The 16103-nt window shown below is 72.0% G+C and carries 16 protein-coding genes and 1 tRNA gene; 4 read left to right on the top strand and 13 right to left on the bottom strand.

From position 1 onward, the window contains the following. Positions 1–3: 3 nt before the first annotated feature. The 3 genes from KIT14_16395 to KIT14_16385 form a co-directional block, all read right to left on the bottom strand. On the bottom strand, positions 4–504 hold the full coding sequence (locus KIT14_16395) for a CvpA family protein (protein MCW5892104.1): 501 nt from the start codon (positions 502–504) through the stop codon (positions 4–6). Between the two features lie 45 nt (positions 505–549). Next, positions 550–750 carry a 30S ribosomal protein S21 gene (gene rpsU / locus KIT14_16390; protein ID MCW5892103.1) on the bottom strand — a complete coding sequence of 67 codons (201 nt, stop codon included), beginning with the start codon at positions 748–750 and terminating at the stop codon, positions 550–552. A gap of 102 nt (positions 751–852) precedes the next feature. Further along, positions 853–1566, bottom strand: coding sequence for a glycerophosphodiester phosphodiesterase (locus tag KIT14_16385; GenBank protein MCW5892102.1), 714 nt, complete (start codon positions 1564–1566; stop codon positions 853–855). A 103-nt stretch (positions 1567–1669) separates the two neighbouring features. Here KIT14_16385 and KIT14_16380 point away from each other — a divergent pair, with 103 nt between their 5' ends. From KIT14_16380 to gshB, 3 genes are read left to right on the top strand one after another with little or no spacing between them, the layout of a single operon-like run. After that, positions 1670–2581 carry a 50S ribosomal protein L11 methyltransferase gene (locus tag KIT14_16380; GenBank protein ID MCW5892101.1) on the top strand — a complete coding sequence of 304 codons (912 nt, stop codon included), beginning with the start codon at positions 1670–1672 and terminating at the stop codon, positions 2579–2581. Next, a complete protein-coding gene (locus KIT14_16375; protein ID MCW5892100.1) occupies positions 2581–3285 on the top strand; it encodes a 16S rRNA (uracil(1498)-N(3))-methyltransferase in 705 nt (234 codons plus the stop codon). The genes KIT14_16380 and KIT14_16375 overlap by 1 nt, the downstream gene beginning before the upstream one ends. A gap of 47 nt (positions 3286–3332) precedes the next feature. Further along, positions 3333–4301 carry a glutathione synthase gene (gene gshB, locus KIT14_16370; protein ID MCW5892099.1) on the top strand — a complete coding sequence of 323 codons (969 nt, stop codon included), beginning with the start codon at positions 3333–3335 and terminating at the stop codon, positions 4299–4301. A gap of 19 nt (positions 4302–4320) precedes the next feature. Here the strand turns inward: gshB and KIT14_16365 are convergent, their stop codons facing one another. From KIT14_16365 to KIT14_16355, 3 genes are all read right to left on the bottom strand, one after another. Further along, complete coding sequence (locus tag KIT14_16365) at positions 4321–4461, bottom strand: hypothetical protein (GenBank protein MCW5892098.1); 141 nt, start codon at positions 4459–4461, stop codon at positions 4321–4323. A 247-nt stretch (positions 4462–4708) separates the two neighbouring features. Continuing rightward, a complete protein-coding gene (locus KIT14_16360; protein MCW5892097.1) occupies positions 4709–6205 on the bottom strand; it encodes a hypothetical protein in 1497 nt (498 codons plus the stop codon). Positions 6206–6371: 166 nt separating this feature from the next. Then, positions 6372–6737, bottom strand: a complete 366-nt coding sequence (locus tag KIT14_16355) for a helix-turn-helix domain-containing protein (GenBank protein ID MCW5892096.1) — start codon at positions 6735–6737, stop codon at positions 6372–6374. Between the two features lie 166 nt (positions 6738–6903). On the opposite strand from KIT14_16355, the gene KIT14_16350 reads away from it, so the two are divergent. Continuing rightward, positions 6904–7671: a glucose 1-dehydrogenase gene (locus KIT14_16350; GenBank protein ID MCW5892095.1), complete on the top strand. Its 768-nt coding sequence runs from the start codon at positions 6904–6906 to the stop codon at positions 7669–7671. A gap of 73 nt (positions 7672–7744) precedes the next feature. Here KIT14_16350 and KIT14_16345 read toward each other — a convergent pair. From KIT14_16345 to KIT14_16315, 7 genes are all read right to left on the bottom strand, one after another. Then, positions 7745–7817: transfer RNA gene (locus KIT14_16345), tRNA-Phe, on the bottom strand. Between the two features lie 136 nt (positions 7818–7953). Further along, positions 7954–9003, bottom strand: coding sequence for a hypothetical protein (locus KIT14_16340; protein ID MCW5892094.1), 1050 nt, complete (start codon positions 9001–9003; stop codon positions 7954–7956). Next, on the bottom strand, positions 9003–12512 hold the full coding sequence (locus tag KIT14_16335) for a hypothetical protein (GenBank protein ID MCW5892093.1): 3510 nt from the start codon (positions 12510–12512) through the stop codon (positions 9003–9005). Before KIT14_16335 ends, KIT14_16340 begins: the two co-directional genes overlap by 1 nt. Further along, the gene (locus KIT14_16330; GenBank protein MCW5892092.1) at positions 12509–13159 is read right to left on the bottom strand and encodes a TetR/AcrR family transcriptional regulator; all 651 of its coding nucleotides are present in this window, start codon (positions 13157–13159) and stop codon (positions 12509–12511) included. The genes KIT14_16335 and KIT14_16330 overlap by 4 nt, the downstream gene beginning before the upstream one ends. A 100-nt stretch (positions 13160–13259) precedes the next feature. Continuing rightward, positions 13260–13820: a hypothetical protein gene (locus KIT14_16325; GenBank protein ID MCW5892091.1), complete on the bottom strand. Its 561-nt coding sequence runs from the start codon at positions 13818–13820 to the stop codon at positions 13260–13262. A 48-nt stretch (positions 13821–13868) separates the two neighbouring features. Continuing rightward, the gene (locus tag KIT14_16320; GenBank protein ID MCW5892090.1) at positions 13869–14843 is read right to left on the bottom strand and encodes a hypothetical protein; all 975 of its coding nucleotides are present in this window, start codon (positions 14841–14843) and stop codon (positions 13869–13871) included. A gap of 6 nt (positions 14844–14849) precedes the next feature. After that, positions 14850–16061, bottom strand: coding sequence for a hypothetical protein (locus KIT14_16315; protein MCW5892089.1), 1212 nt, complete (start codon positions 16059–16061; stop codon positions 14850–14852). Positions 16062–16103: the final 42 nt, after the last annotated feature.

Below are 16103 nucleotides of genomic sequence, written 5' to 3'. Positions count from 1 at the left end.
TGGTCAGGCCGCCTGCGCGGCCTCCTCGGCGTACGGCCGGCCGGCCTCGATCAGATGCTCGGCCAGCTCCACGAGCGGTCGCGCCACCGGCGAGCGGTCGATCTCGACCTTCACCTCGCTCTCGGGCGCGGCGCGCTGCACGAAGACCAGCGCCAAACCCAGGGCCGCGGCGCCCTTGGCGACGCCGGCGGCGATGCCGGCCACGCGGTTGAGCGGCCCGAGAAGCACGGCGCGCGCCAGCCGATCGGCGATGCGGCCGAGCAGCCCGCCGACGATCCAGGCGACCAGCACGATGCCGGTTCCGGCGACGAGCTTCGCGAGGATGACCGAGATGTCGAGGGCCGCGGCCACCTGCGGCGCGAGCTCTTCGGCGTGGCGGCCCGCCAGGTAGAGGCCGCCGACCAGACCGCCGAGCCCGAAGACCTCGCGCAGGAGGCCGCGGAAGAAGCCCCGGACGGCGGCCACCACGAGCAGACCGATCAGGACGATATCGAGGATGCTCATCGTCCCCGGACCCACTCGGGTGCCGCGTCGGGTTGGGAGGTGCCTTCAGGCCACCTGGTTGCGCGCCGTACGGCGGATGGCGCGCTTGCGCGCGGCCATGGCCTTTTTCTTGCGCCGGACGCTGGGCTTCTCGTAGTGCTCGCGCTTGCGGAGCTCTGCGAGAATGCCAGCTTTCTCACACTGCTTCTTGAACCGGCGGATGGCGCTGTCGATGGGCTCGTTATCCTTGACCCGAACCCCTGCCATGTTTTGTGTTCACCCCCTCCCGGACGAAAGGGGGCAACGTTCGCGGAAACGGTGGTGGCAGTCAAGCTCGGGTCCCGTCTCGTCGCAGCGGCTCCGACGCGGTCAGGTCTGGCCCTGGTGCAAGAAGCGCTCCGGGAAGTCCGTGAAGATTCCGGCGACGCCGGCGCGCGCCAAAGGCGGAAGATCCCTCGGATCGTTCACGGTCCAGACGCGCACGGCGAGGCCCGCTGCGCGCCCTGCTGTCACCCCGATGGGCGCCCGTGACCCATTGCGGATGTGCAATGCTCTCGCACCAACGCCCCGTGCCCGGGCAATCGCGCCCGAGACGTCCGTCCGTGACCACAGCACGGCGAGCTCGGCGTCCGGCGCCAGCGCGCGCAGCCGCCCGAGCCGGGCGCCGTCGAACGAGGAGAAGACGACGCGGCCCAGGGCCCCGGCCTCGCGCACGACGGCGAGCGTGCGGGCCTCGAGGCCGTCGTCGGACCCCGGCTTCAGCTCGACGTTGAGCGGGATCGGCACCGCCGCCAGCACCTGCGCCAGCGTCGGCACGCGCGTCCCCGCGAAGGCCGGCGCGAACCAGGCGCCGGCATCGAGCCCCGCGATGACCTCCGCGGTCCGCGCGCAGGCGGGGCCGAGGCCGCTCGTCGTGCGATCGAGCGTGTCGTCGTGGAGGACGATCACCGCACCGTCCGCGGACAGCTGCACGTCCAGCTCGATCATGTGCGCGTCGAGCTCCACGGCCCGCAGGAAGGCGGGCAGGGTGTTCTCGGGTCGGGTGCCGCTCGCGCCGCGGTGGGCGATGATCTCGAGCGACATGGCGCCCTCCTAGGAGCCCCCTGCTCTGCGGTCAACCGCGTCCCCGCAGGCGCGGCTCGCTGCGCCGTTGACAGCCGGAGGTCCGGCGCCCAAGGTCGCGCGCGTGACACGTCCGGACGACGCGCGTGCCGAGCCCGCGTGGATGGCGGTGATCGTCGAGTGTGCCGAGCCCGCCGCCGACGCCGTCGCCAGCCTGCTCCTCGACGAGGGCGCGCCCGGCGTCATGACCGGCGAAAGCGGCGTCGACGCGCCGCCGGCGACGCCCGGCTGCGCGCGCCTCGAGGCCCACGTGCCGGAGAGCGGCGCGGCCCGGCTGGCCGCGGTGGTGCGCACCTATCTCGACTCCCTCGCGACGCTCGATCCCGCCTGGAGCGGCGGCACGGTGCGCCTGGCGCCGGTGCCCGCGGTCGACTGGGACGCCGTCTTCCGCGCCCATCACCGTCCGCTCGCCATCGGCGCGCGCCTGCTCGTCGCGCCGCCCTGGGACGTGCCCGACGCGCCGGGCCGCGAGGTCCTCGTCGTCGAGCCGGGCATGGCGTTCGGCACCGGCCAGCATGCGACGACCCGCACCTGCCTCGAGGAGATCGAGGACGCCGTCGCCGCGGGCGGCGTCGCGTCGGCGCTCGACGTCGGCACCGGCTCCGGCATCCTGGCAGCGGCGCTCGCGCGGCTCGGCGTGCCGCGCGTCGTCGCGCTCGACGACGACGCGGGCGTGCTCACGCTGGCGCGCGCCACGCTCGTCCGGAACCACGCCGCCCGCGTCCGCCTCTTCGGCGGGCGGCCGGCGGCGCTGCGCGGGCGTTTCGACCTCGTGGTCGCGAACCTCCTCGCCGACGTGCTGGTCGGCGAGGCGCCGGTGCTCGCGGCCGTAACGGCGCCGTGCGGGCGGCTCGTCGTCTCGGGCATCCTCGCCGAGCAGGTCGACCGCGTCGCCGCGGCCTATCCCGGGTTCACGCTGCGCCACGTACGCGCCGACGACCCGTGGCGGACGTTGCGCCTCGAGCGGCCCGCCTGATGGCGCGCCTGCTCGTGCCCGGCGCGACGCCGACCGACGGCTGTCTGGCGCTCGACGGCGCCGCCCTGCGCCACCTGCGCGTCCTGCGCCTCGGCCCGGGCGACGAGTGCACCGTGCTCGACGGGGCGGGCGCCGAGCATCGCGTGCGCCTCGAGCAGGTGGACACACGGAGCGCGGTGGCGCGCGTGCTCGGCACGGCACGACCGGCCCGCGAGTCGCCGCTCGATCTCGTGCTGGCGCCGGCGCTCGTGAAGGGCGACCGCATGGCGCTCGTGGTCGAGAAGGCGACCGAGCTCGGCGTACGACGGATCGCGCCCGTCCATACGGCGCGTACGGTGCGCGACCGGATCGACGCCGCGCGCCTGCGCCGCGTCGCACGGGCGGCCGCCGAGCAGTCCGGCCGCCCGCACGTCCCCGTCGTCGACGAGCCGCAGCCGCTGGCCGCGGTGCTCGCGACGCCGTGGGCGGGCCTCCGCCTCCTCCCCTGGGAGGACGAGCACGGCGTCCGGCTGCGCGACCTGCCGGCGGCGGCCGCGGCGATCGTCGCCGTCACCGGGCCCGAGGGCGGCTTCACCGCGGACGAGGTGGCGCTGGCGCGGACGTACGGGTTCACGACGATGACGCTCGGCCCGCGCATCCTGCGCGCCGAGACGGCGGCGATCACGGCGGCCGCCCTGCTCCAGGCGCGCTACGGCGACGGCTGATCCGCCGGTCGTGGCTCCACCCGGGCGCACAGGCTACGTTCGCGCCCATGGGAAGCGCACCGCGCCGGCTGCTCTACGTCATGGACCCGATGGCGAAGATCCACCCCGACAAGGACACGACCTTCGTCTTCCAGCTCGAGGGGCAGCGCCGCGGGCACGGGCAATGGCACTGCGAGCCGCAGGATCTGTTCGTCGAGCGCGGCGTGCCGCACGCGATGGTGCGCCGCCTCCACGTCGAGCGCGCCCCGGTCCCATATCGCCTCGGCGAGACCTCGATCGAGCCGCTCACCGCGTTCGACGTCGTCCTCATGCGCAAGGACCCGCCCTTCGACATGGCGTTCTTCTTCACGACCCATCTGCTCGGGCTCGTCGACGAGCGGCGCACGCTGGTGATGAACGCGCCGCGCGGGCTGCGCGAGGCGAACGAGAAGCTCTACGCGCTCAACTTCCCCGACCTGATCCCCGAGAGCATCGTCACCGGCAGCCACGAGCGCCTGAAGGCGTTCTGCGAGGCGATGGGCGGCGAGATGATCGTGAAGCCGCTCGACGGCTGCGGCGGCGCCGGCGTGCTGCACGTCCATCGCGCCGACCGCAACCTGAACGCGCTGCTCGAGCTGTCGACGCTCGAAGGCCAGCGCCTGGTGATGGCGCAGCGCTACCTGCCGGCCGCGCGTCAGGGCGACAAGCGGCTCATCGTCCTCGACGGCGAGCCGCTCGGCGCCGTCCTGCGCGTACCGCGCGAGGACGAGCACCGCGGCAACATCCACGTCGGCGGCCGCGTCGAGCGCTCCCCGGTCGATGCGCGCGACCGCGAGATCTGCGCGCGCATGGCGCCGCGCCTGAAAGCCGACGGCCTCTGGTTCGTCGGGCTCGACATCATCGGCGGGCTCGTGACCGAGGTGAACGTCACGAGTCCCACCGGCATCCAGGAGATCGACCGTCTCGACGGCGTCTCGCTGGAGGCGCGGGTGCTCGACTGGATCGACACCCGCGCCGCGGGACTCGATCGCGGCTAGCGCGCCGCGATCGCGGCGCTCACTGCGAGATCGCGGTCGCGGCGAGGTAGCGCCACAGGCTCATCCGCACCTGCCAGCGTCCACCCTGCTTCTTGCCCACGGCGATCACGCGCCGGCGCGGCGCTCCGTTCTTCTCGTTGCGGCTCGTCTTGACGTCCATGTCCATGCCCTCCTGAGGAGGGGCATAGAGCGAGATGCATGCCGCATCCGGACTCCAGCAACGACGGGCATTTTCTGTCGGCACGCCGTTCAGGCCTGAACGAAGCCCGGCGCGCGGCGCACGGGAATGTGCGTTGGCGGGTGCCGTGCGGCCGCGATCGCCAAGCCCGAAACGCACGACGCCCCCGGACCCATGCAGGCCCGGGGGCGTCGTGGTTCGGACGCCGTGCGGCGTCGGGGTTACGGGTTTACGGGACGATCAGCTCGAACGTACCCGGCAAGCTGATCTGCCCAGGTCCCGGTAGGTCGGCCGAGAGGTTGATGATGCCGTTCGACGTCGCCGGGATGCAGAAGATGCTGGCCATGGTGACGGCGACGGGGGTGTTCGGGGCGATGGGGCCCGCGGCGGCGCCCTCCGTCTCGATCTTGCGGCACAGGCTACCGACCGGGGCGTCGTTGCGACCGAAGCAGCCGGCGTTCGCCTGACCGTTGCAGAACTTCCCGTCACCATCCGCCGTCTGCGACAGAACGCCCGTCGACAGCGGCGTCAGGTTGACGGGAATAGCACCCAGGTTCGCCGAGCCGTCGGCGCAGTTGCCGTTACCGACCGGCGGATCGGGGTTGCAGGGCTCCTCCTCGGTCGCGCCACCGGGCAGGCAGTTCGACGACAGGCCCTGCGAGTTGGTCGTACGGCACGGCTCGCCGGCGTTCGGGCCGCCGTCACACACGCCCGTCGCAGGGCTCTCCGGCGTGCCGGAGATGGCCGGACCACCGATGGCCACCGAGCACACCGGGCAGGGACCGCCGTCCGGCTGGTAGCGCTGGAGGCCGGTCAGGAAGACCTGCGAGTTGAGGTTGATCGAGAGGTCGGTGGTGACACCGGTGGAGAGGTCGATGGTGCCGCTCACCGGCGTCTTGAACGTGTTGAGCACGCACGTCGACAGGCCGGAGTTCACGATCGGGAGCGGGGTGCCGAAGTTGCAGCCCTCGGCCGAGCAGTCCCAGCACTCCGACGCGAGCTCGGTCGCGGTGAGCGTACAGACGTCGCCCTGACAGTCGGCGAGGAAGCGGTTCGCAGCGCCATCCGGGGTGGGGCCTTCCAGCACGGTGCCGCTGCCGCCGCCGATGTTCAGGCCGCCGCAGTTGAGATCGCCGAGCTTGTCGTCGGACCCATCGAGGAACTGACCGCAGGTGCCCGTCGGCGTCCCGGTCGTGAACTGGAGAGACGGAACGTTGAGGTTGCAGGACCCGAGGGGGATCGTCGTGGTCGTGGTCGTCGTCGTGGTCGTCGTGGTCGTCGTCGGCGTCGGGTTGCAGGCGCCCGCGGCGCTGCAGACGTCCGTCACGCTGTCGAAGAACGCGCCCGCGACGCTACCGCGCACGGCGCCGGTACAGAGCGACGCACCCTTGTTGGTCTTGCACTGCGTCGGCTTCTTCTTGATGGTGCCGATCTTCCTGCCCTTCTGCTGACAGCAGACGACCGCCGTGTCCTTCTGGCCGCAGAGGGAGGCGTTGTATATCTTTTTGATCTGCTTCTTACACTTGCCGTTCAGGCCCTGATCCTTCAGGGACTTGTTCAGGCACTTGTTGAACGGCTTCTTCTTCGTACCGGCGCACTGCGAGGCACAGGTCGCCTCGACGACGGTGCGGATCGCCGTGACGTCGGCACACTGCGCCTGCACCGTTCGAGGTGCAGCCGCCGCCAGCGCCAGCACGGCGAGCGAGCTAGCAACGAGTAGTCTCATGGGCACTCCTTTTCCCCTCTGGGCACTGCGCCTGCGGCCACTGCGGCGCTGGCGAGTCGTGGTCTCTTCCTATTCGGGTGAGGTCCGAAAGTTGTCAAGAAGTCGGACGGCGCGTGCGCGCGCCGTGTGTCGCTGTCGGACAGCGAGGACCTTCAATGCTGAGCAGTCACTCGCCGGGCTTTCCGCGCACCCGCGATGCCGCGTGCTTCAGGTAGGTGTCGACGTCGCTGCGCCGCACGTGGATCGCACCATCGACGCGCACGGGGCGCAGCACGGCGGTGCGGATCAGGCGCCGCACGGTGCCCTCGCCGCAGCGCAGCAGGCGGCCGACCTCTTCGACCGACACCGTGACCCTCGTATCCTCCAGCGCACCCGCCACACCGGCGGGCAGGGGATCGACCGTCAGCTCGACCCCCGGCGCGATGCCGGCGAGCACGCTCACCGGATCGAGCGGAATCGGAGACTCATGACGCCGCGCCGGCCTCGGTGCCGGCGGCGTGTCCATCGGATGCTCGTCGCGACCGCGTCCCATGCCTCACCTCCCCGCACGGCGCGGCCCCGCTCCGCGCGGCCCGCGCCGTCGCCGACGGGCCCCGCCCGCCGGGGCTGGCCTTAGCAGCGCATCCGGTCGGGCGCAATTCATCCGGCGCGTTTTTCGCCAGGTGCACCGGGTCGGGCGCATCGTGTATGCGGCGCGCATGCCGCATCCCTTCGACCTCTCCGGGCGGGTCGCGCTCGTCACCGGCGCGTCCTCCGGCCTCGGTCTTCACTTCGCCCGCACGCTCGCGGCGCACGGCGCCAGCGTCGCGGTGGCGGCACGGCGTCGCGAGCGCCTGGCGGCGCTGGTCGGGACCATCACCGCGGCCGGCGGCCGCGCGCTGGCGGTGCCGCTGGACGTCGAGGACGGCGCCAGCGTGCGCGCGGCCGTCGCCGCGGCGACGGACGAGATGGGCCCGATCGACGTCCTCGTGAACAACGCCGGGCTGGCGATCACGACGCCGGCGCTCGATGTCGCGGAGGCTGATTGGGACCGGGTCATGAACACCGACCTCCGCGGCGCCTGGCTCGTCGCACAGGCCGTCGCGCGGACGCTGGTCGCCGCCGGGCGCGGCGGCAGCATCGTCAACGTGGCGTCGATCACGGGCCTGCGCCCGGTCGGCCACCTGCCCGCCTACGCCGCGGCCAAGGCCGGGCTCATCCACCTGACCCGCGTGCTCGCCATGGAATGGGCCCGGCACGACGTCCGCGTGAACGCGATCGCGCCCGGCTACATCGAGACCGAGATGAACCGCGACTTCTGGTCGACGCCGGCCGGCAGGCGCCTCGTCGACCGCATCCCGCAGCGGCGTGTGGGACGGCCCGCCGACCTCGACGGCGCGTTGCTCCTGCTCGCGTCGGACGCGTCGCGCTTCATGACCGGCAGCCTCGTCGTCGTGGACGGCGGACACACGGTGGCGACGCTGTGAGCCGCACCGCCGGGCCGGGGGCCGAGCACGGCCCCGGCCAGCGGCGACGGGCTGACACGAGGTCAGCGCGGAATGGCCAGGGGCGGGGTTGAACCGCCGACACCACGATTTTCAGTCGTGTGCTCTACCAACTGAGCTACCTGGCCGCAGCGGAGGGCGAGTGTTAGCCGCTTCGTCCGCGAGCGTCAAACCAGCGCCGCAGGCGGGTTCAGGAGACGGCTCGCCGGTGCGCGGCGCCGGGACCGGGGCGGGCTCGCGCGGCGCCGCGCGAGCCCGCGGTCGCTACTTGAGCTTGCGCTTCTTGCCGCTGCCCGCGACGGTGACCGGGGCGCTCGCCGAAACGTCGCCGATGCCGACGGTCACCTGCTGGGTGCCCGACAGCGCCGCGAGGTCGAGGCCCTTCAGCGTGAGCTTCAGGGCGATGCTCTTCTTGCCCGGGGTCACGACCAGCGACCCGCTCGTGGGAACGGGCGTTTCGTCCGTGCCCTTGCGCCCCTTCAGCACACGCAGCGACGCGCCGCCGGCGTCCTTCACGAGACGCTTCTTTCCTTTCGCGCCGAGCACGTCGGCGTGGGCGACGCTGAAGAGCAGCGCGGTCTCGGGCGTATCGCCGATCTGCACGACGACGTCCCGGCCCGCGATATCCAGACCCTCGGCCGGCGGCACGAGCTTCGCGGTGAGGACCAGCGAATCGCCCTCCGGGGCGCCCTTCACCTTCGCGGTGCCGCGCGGCTTCACGAGCGAGGCGCCGGCCGGGAGCGCGGCGGCGTTCGGGATCGGGGCCAGCCGGCAGGTGATCTTGTAGTTGGTCGCCACCGGCTCCGAGATGATCGGCGCGCTCGCGATCTTGGCATTGCCGTCGAGCGTCAGGATCCCCGTCGTGAAGTCGAGCGCGGCGCCGACGCTCGGGAACTCCTTGTCGAACTGCTGGTTCGACTTGATCCCCGTCGAGAACACGGGGCTCTGCGGCAGCGGGATGCCCGCGAAGTCGGCTTCGAGGCTCCAGGGCCCGAGACGCACGTGGCCCTTGGCGTCGATCCGCCCCGCGACGACGGGACCGGCGAGCCGGAGCGCGACGTTGCCGCCCGGCGAGCCGAACTCGAACGGCGGCATCGCCTCGCGTCGCACGATGAACGTGCCCGCGGCTTCGTCGACGTCGACCTCGATGTCGTAGCCGTTCGCGGACGGCACGGGGGAGAGCAGATCGCCCACCGAGCCGATGTGATTGATGCTGCGCAGGCCCGCGCCTTCGATCGTGCAGGTGCCTGCGTGGACGCCGCCGGCGGCGAGAGCCAGGGCGAGCGTGGCGACGGTGCCGTGACGTGCGTTCATCAGCCCTTCCTCCCGTTCTTGCCCGGCTTGGCGAGCGCGAGCTTTCGCTTCTTGCCCTCGAGGACGCGTCCCTGCGCGAACGTCGCCGGGACGGTGCCGCTTCCCGACGCGATCTCGAACGCGACCGTGAGGTCGCGCCGGCGGACGGTGCCGTCGGGCGTACCGAAGTCGAGCGCGGCGAGGTCGAGCTTCTTGCCCGAGAGCGTGAAACGCCAGCCGCCGCCCGCCGACTTCATCCTGAGCTTCAGCCTGCTGCCGTCGGCCGCTTCGCCGACGAAGCTGCCGCCCTTGGCCTTCATCGCCATCGGGCGCTCGACGATGGTCATGCGCTTGCCGCCCGGCATGGCGAAGGACAGCAGCAGACCGGCGGCCGGGTCGAGTGCCCCCGGCACGTCGGTCAGCTGCCCCGTGATCGCGACCGTCGTTGCCCCCTTCTTGCTGGTCGCGACCTGCAGGCGGGACATCCGCAGTCGTCCCGCGTGCACCGCGCGATCGCCCTGCCCGACGATGGTGTCGACGCTGAGCGTTTCCTGGAACCGGGTGAGGTCGTTCATCTGCTGCGGCGTCAGGAAAGCCGTGCCGCCGTGCTTCTCGTCGAGGTTGCGACCGCGGCCGGCGGCGAGGCAGGCGTCCAGCGTCGTGTCGCACGGGCGAACGACGTCGAGCAGCGTATGCGCGCTGCCGTCGTGCAGGTACGGCGCCGTGTTCCAGAGGTCGTTCAACACCGGCGTGACGTACTCGCCGAGCACGTCGCGTGGGCCCGGCTGCTGCGTACGCTCGTTGTGGAAGCTCTGCGTATGCATCGCCACCGCGTGCGGGTCGGCCTTGTCGAAGAGGTTCGCGGTGCCGACGTCGTGGCGCAGGAACGGGTTGTTGCGGTCGGCGCGACCGGGCTGGGTCGGATCGAAGCTGGTGCTCGGCTTCTTGTCGGTGAAGAACTCGCGGCCGACGCCCTGGTTCGACGCGTGGCACTGCGCGCAGCGCGTCTGCGGGTCGTTGAAGATGCGACGGCCGCGCTCGGCGGCCTCGTCGGGCTGGTTCGGGTTCCGCGGGAACTCGGTCAGCGAGTAGACGAAGTCGGCCATGTGCGAAAGGCGGATGCCGACGATCTTCGACGGATCGACGATGCCGCGCAGGTTGCGGTTCGGCGCCCCGAGGTCCGGGTTGACGTCGACCGGATCGGTCGTCGTCAAGCTGTTGCGCTGGATGAGCGCGCCCATGCAGCCGGTGGCGACGTCGCCGGTGCCGACGTCCTCGAAGCCGTCGCAGTCGCCGGCCCCGAGCAGCGAGCGATAGGTGAACTCGAAGTCCTCGACCTCGTCGCGGTCGCCGTTCCAGTGCACGGTGAGCATCGGGTTGAACCAACGCTCGCGGTCGGCCGGGGCGACGTTCGGCGGGATCATCTGCGGCTGCGCGCGGCAGAAGTTCCCGGCGCCGCAGGCGGCGTCGAAGAAGCACTGCTGGCTCGCGTCGTTGCTGCACGTGCCCGGGGCGAACGCCGAGCGACCACGCAGGTCCATCGAGTTCCGCAGCGAGGCGCCGAACTGCGAGAAGTCCCAGGAACGGCCGTCCTGCCCGCCGTAGTCGGCGTGACAGGTCGAGCAGGTGACGTAGGAGGCGTCGTGCGCCGTACTGACGACGCTGCCGGGGAGGCGTCCCGTCTTCGCCGGGTCATTGAAGAGGGGCGCCGCCGCGCCGAGCCCGATGTTGTTCGGCGTGCTGGAGTCGCGGCCGGCGGTGTTGAACAGGATCTTGCCGTCGAGGATGGCCGGATGGAGGGCGTCGCTCTCCAACCCGCCGGCGAGCGTACCGACGGGGTCGCCCAGGATCAGCGGGACGCAGTCCTGGCTGCGGATGCAGGGACCGCTGTCGCCGCAGTCGGCGTCCGTGCTGCAGGACGGGCCGCCCGGGTGATTGCAGACGCCGGCGCCCGCCGGACAGTCGTTGTTCGTACCGCAGGTGAGCTCGATCTGGGCCGCACAGCGCAGCTGCGCCGGCTTGCCGTCGCCGCCCGTCGGCTGCGCCGTCGCCGCGACGACGATGTTGCGCGCCAGGTAGTTCGCGACGTAGGCCCGCGAGCCGTCGGCCGAGAGCCGGACGCCGATCGGCGCAGTGCCGATCGCGTCGGGGACGAGCCGCATCTTCTCGATCGGCGGCACCGTCGACATGTAGGTCGCGGCGTCGAAGTCGACGCCGGTCTCGACCTTCGAGTAGTCGCCGATCTTCACCGGATCGTAGCCGTCGATCGGCGTGATCTGCGCCTGCGGCGCCATGCGGTACGGGCGCTCGTTGCGGATCTGGTTCAGCGCGTCGGGGATGCAGTTCGCGGCCGGGTCCGCGCCGCCGGGGCCGTTCGCGGCGACGCCGGCGAAGAGCGTCGTCGGATCCCCGCCCTGCCCGCGCGCCGTGTTGAACACGTGGTAGCTGTGGAACATCTGGTCGACCACGTAGGCCACGTCGCCGTCCGCGGAGAACTCGAGGTCGGTGGCGTGATTCGCCTCGTCGACGTCGATCTTGCCAACGACGGCGCCGGTCACGCCGTCGAGCTTCACGATGCCGAAGCGCGTGATGTCGTGGAACGACGCCTTGTACTTGTTGCGGGCGGCGGCGCTGCTCGGGAACGCGGGCAGCGTCGGCTTGCCGCCCTTCTTGCCCTTCTTCTTGCCGGCGGACGACTCGGCCATCGGCCGCGGGAGGTAGTCGACACCCGGGAACATGTCGTGGCCGGCCTGCTCGAGGAACGGCGTGTAGCGCTTGAAAAGGCCCTTGGAGATCGTGTTCTCCTGCGTGCCGCCGACCCACACCTGCCCTCCCTGGAGCCCGGCGGGGACGATGGCGATCGTGTTGAGCAGGTTCAGCACGCCCTGCCCCGAGTTCTGCGTCTCGCAGGTCGCGAGGTCGGGCGGGATGTTCCAGACCGTCGACACCACACGCTGGCCGACGTCGAGAACCGAGACGTGCGCATCGTGGCCCGGCTCCTCGGTGAGGTAGTGGGCCACGAAGGCGCGGCCGTCGTCGGACACGGCGATGGCGCGCGCCCCCGGCCACTCGAGCTCGACGCGCGCGAGCACGGCGAGATCGGGCGACAGGAAGACGACCTCGCTGCTGCCCTGACAGGTGACGAGCAGCTGATCGCCGCCCGGCGTCGGCGCGATGCCGAAGGGGTTGCAGCCCTGGCCGAGCGCAACCTGCTGGAGGTTGCCGAGGTCGGCCTGATCGCGCCGCGAGACGCCGTCGCCGTTCTGGTCGGCGGTGTAGACCCAGGAGCCGGCGACGGCGAGCGTGCGCGGATACGCCCCGACGCTGCTCTCGTGCGTCAGCGTACCGACCGCGGACGGATCGTAGACGATGCGGGCGACGCTGTTCTGATCCGGGTTGACGACGAACACGGTCCCGTCCGGACCGACGGCGACGGGACTCGAGCGCGTCGGCGCCGCGTCGGCGCCGCCGGCGGCGACGATCAGGACCAGCATCGGGACGAGCTTGACGAGCTTCCGAACGGTGCTCACGGCGTTCCCCTCCCCTGGGCCTTCGGGCCCAGCAAGCCGTGCATCAGGTGGTCCCGGGCGGCTGCCGCGCGTTCGGCGATCGCCCTGGGCTCGAGTGGGTCCTGCCCCCGGAGCAACTCCAGGAGCGGCAGCATCTGGAAGTAGTACAGCGTGAGGCCGGCGACGCTCACGAGCACCTGGAGCGGATCGCCGCTGCGGAACACCTGCTCGTCCATGTTGCGCTGCACCTCCTCGCCGCCGCGCGCGAACAGCGGCCCGAGGTGCTCCTGAACGAGGTCCTTCACGTGCGCGCCGCCGTCCATGATCTCGCGAGTGAGGATCTTCAGCGCGTTCAGGTTCGCGGCGGCGAAGTGGGTGATGCCTTCCATCGACTCGCCGAGCCCGATGGGGCCGGGGTCGAGACGGAACTGCTCGTGGATGCCGACCATGCCGGTCACCACGCGCTCCAGGACGGCGCGATAGACGGCGTCCTTGTTGGTGAACCAGTAGAACAGCATCCGCTTGCCGATGCCGGCGCGCTCCGCGATCTCGCGCGTCGTCGCGGCGCCGTAGCCGCGCGCCGCGAACACCTCTTCGGCGGCATCGAGGATGCGCCGCCGGACCTCGTCGGCGTTGGCGGGCTTCGGCGACGTCTGCGCGACCTGCATGGCGGATGTGTACCGATCGGTACGAGCCGCGGTGTAGTCTTCCGAAGTCCGCGTCGTCAAGGAATTTCCCCCGACGCGGCGCGCCGCGGGTCTGGCTACGCTACAGCCAGGGCCACTCGGAGAGGTCGGTGCAGAAGCCGACCACGCGCACCCGCTTGCCGGAGAAGCCGCCGGGGCGATCGAGCTCGATGCCGGAGAAGCCGTCGTCGTCGCCGACGATGAGCGCGAGCGGATGGCAGAACGGATACTCGAGCGTCAGGCGCGAGAGCTCGATGCCGACGGCCTGGAAGCGCACGCGCCAGATGCCGCTCTTCGTCTGCTGGAGCCGCAGCGAGCGGATGCCGCGCTTGATCGACTTGTCGCGGAACGTGAACACGCGCCCGTTCTTCGCCACCTTGATCGCGCCCACGGGGATCGTGAAGCGGTCGAGCTCGCCCATCGCGATCTGCACCGGCTCGGTCGCGGGATTCATGCCGTTCGAGTCGGGCGACGCGAGGAAGTCCCAACGCTTCACCGTGATCGAGCTCTGACCGCTGACGGGATCGATGCGCCCCTGGGCGGGACGGATCGTCAGGAGGCCGTGGTAGACGGGCGGCAGCTGGGCGGCGGCGCTGCCGGCGAGGGCGAAGAAGGCCACGAGGGCCGTCATCGGACGCGACATCGACGGCACTCTAGGCATCGCTCCCCGATCTCGGCAATGGCGCATTCGTCAGCGCGCGCGCAGGCGTCCGTTCTTCGCCTTGAAGGGTCGCTGCTGGCGCACGAGCAGCGTACCGAGCTGGAGCGTCGCCTCCACCGACACCGGGCCGCTCGCCGCCGGCACGGTCGCGGTCGCGAGCTCGAGCTTCACCGTCCACTTCGGCAGCCGGCCGCGGGCACGGACGCGGATGCGCGCGCCGTCGCTCGTCGTTCCGACGAGCTCCTTCCCGCTCGCCACGAGACCGCCGGGGACCTGCAGGCTCGCGAACGGCGCGCCGCCCGCGGTGAGCAGAACCGCCGCCGGACCCGCTGCGGGATCGGCCGCGACCTCGGCGGAGCCGCGCACGACGAGCTGCATCCTGCCGCCCGCGCTCGTGACGTTTCCCTTCAGCTTCGCCGGCGTCGGCGTCGCCGCGAACTGATCGAGGTCGGGCGCCGAAGCCACGAGGGCGCACTGGAGGCGGAGCGTCGTCGGACCGACGTCGAGCGGCGCCGGCAGGACGCCGGCCGGCACGACGCCGACGAGCGTGACGCCGCCGCTGCCGCCCGCGTTCACCGGCGCGCCGGCGACGAGCGCCTCGGCGCCGGCGACGAGGCCGGTCGTCAGCGGCACCGGCACCACGGTGTCGACACCATCGACGCGCAGCGTGAGCGGCACCGGCGGGAACACGAGATCGCCCCGGTCGCTCAGCGTCGTCGCGAAGACCGCCGGCAGGCCGAGCGCGCCGTCGACGCCGCCGACGGCGAACGCGCGCGGGGGCACCGTGGCCGCCTGGAACTGCGCCGTCCGGGTCGCCGCCGAGTAGACGATCCGCACCGCGGCGCCGGCGCCCGGCACCGCGACCGTGGCGACGCCGAGCGGCGTCGCGATCTCGATCGGCTCGAAGGTGCAGTCGTTCGGCGCCACCGGCACGTCGTGCGCGGCGGCGCGGCCCAGCGTGAGCAGCAGACAGGTGAGGAACGCAGCCGATCGCGTCGCGGTCATGTCACTTCACTCCAGGGGCGGGAGCGCGCTCGCGTCGCACGCGGCTTCCGGCGCGACACCCGGCACGGCGTCCCAGTAGAAGCCGACGAGCGCGCAGCGCTCGTCGTCGGCCGTGGGGCCGGCGACGACGTTCGCCGCGACGCAGGCGCCGGTGAACGTGCGTCCCGGCCACGCCGGGTCGGCGGCCGGGCACTCGGCCGGGCTGGGCCCGAAGGCGATGCACGGCTTCGCCGGGCCGCCCGCGATCGTGCCCGGCGCCGCGCCCAGGGCCTCTTCGCAGCCGAGTCGGACCGGCGTCGTGAGGCCGTTCTCGTGCCAGCACCCGAAACGCAGCCCTTCGCCGGCACGTACGAGCAAGCCGCGCGCGAAGCGCCGCGTGCCGGGATCGGTGTAGTCGAACGTGCCGAACAGATGCGTCCGGCCCTCGACGTACGGGTTCGGCGTGCCGCCGTCGACCGCCAGCACCGAGCCCTCGGCGTCGACGTGGTCGACGCCCATGAAGAGGCCGCGGCGATGGAAGTTCGCGGTGACCTCGAGCACGCACGCGTCGGCCGCGGGACGCCAGCGCGCGTCGACGAGATCCTCGGTGGCGGCCTGCGCCACCGGCGGCACGCGCAGGCCGGCCTCGGCGCTGCGGTCGAGGATCGGCCGCAGACGTGCGCGTACGGTACCCGGCTTCGCGCGCTTGAAGATCACCTTCGCCGACATCTTCTTCGGCCGCGCCCCCTGGTTCACGAGGTTGGCGCTGAGCAGGATGCCGATGCCGTCGGGCGCCGCCGGCGTGGGCGCCAGCGCGAGCGCGACGCCGGGCGGATACATGCCGCGGACGTTGGGCGCCGAGCCGGCGGCGATCAGCTGGCGATCGTCGCGGTCGACCGGGCCGAGATCGAGGCACGCCCGGCTCGAGACCAGCCGCTTCGCCTGCGTCGCAAACTCGGACAGGTGCTGGCCCTGGTACTGATAGACGAGGAAGTGCTGCACGTAGCCGGTGCCGCGGCTGCCCTTCACCCGGATCGACCACTCGCCCACGTCGAAGACCTGCGTGACGGGGAGGCGCACGAACCAGCACTCCTCCACGTTGGCGTTCGCCGGCACGCGCACCGCCGGCAGCGACACCTTCAGCTGCTTGGGAGCGCGCTTCGCGCCGGCGGGCGCCGGTGCGAAAGCGAGCAGGGCTGCGACGGAGGCGGCCAGGAGCAGGCGGGCACGGTGCGGCATTCGGACGCATCGACAGCGAAGCACGTGCACGAAATGCTGTCG

The sequence above is a fragment of the bacterium genome, from assembly GCA_026129405.1.
In the GTDB taxonomy this organism is placed as follows: domain Bacteria; phylum Desulfobacterota; class Binatia; order DP-6; family DP-6; genus JAHCID01.
Note: the sequence above shows the minus strand (reverse complement) of the source record. Positions and strands in the feature narration are given on the sequence as shown.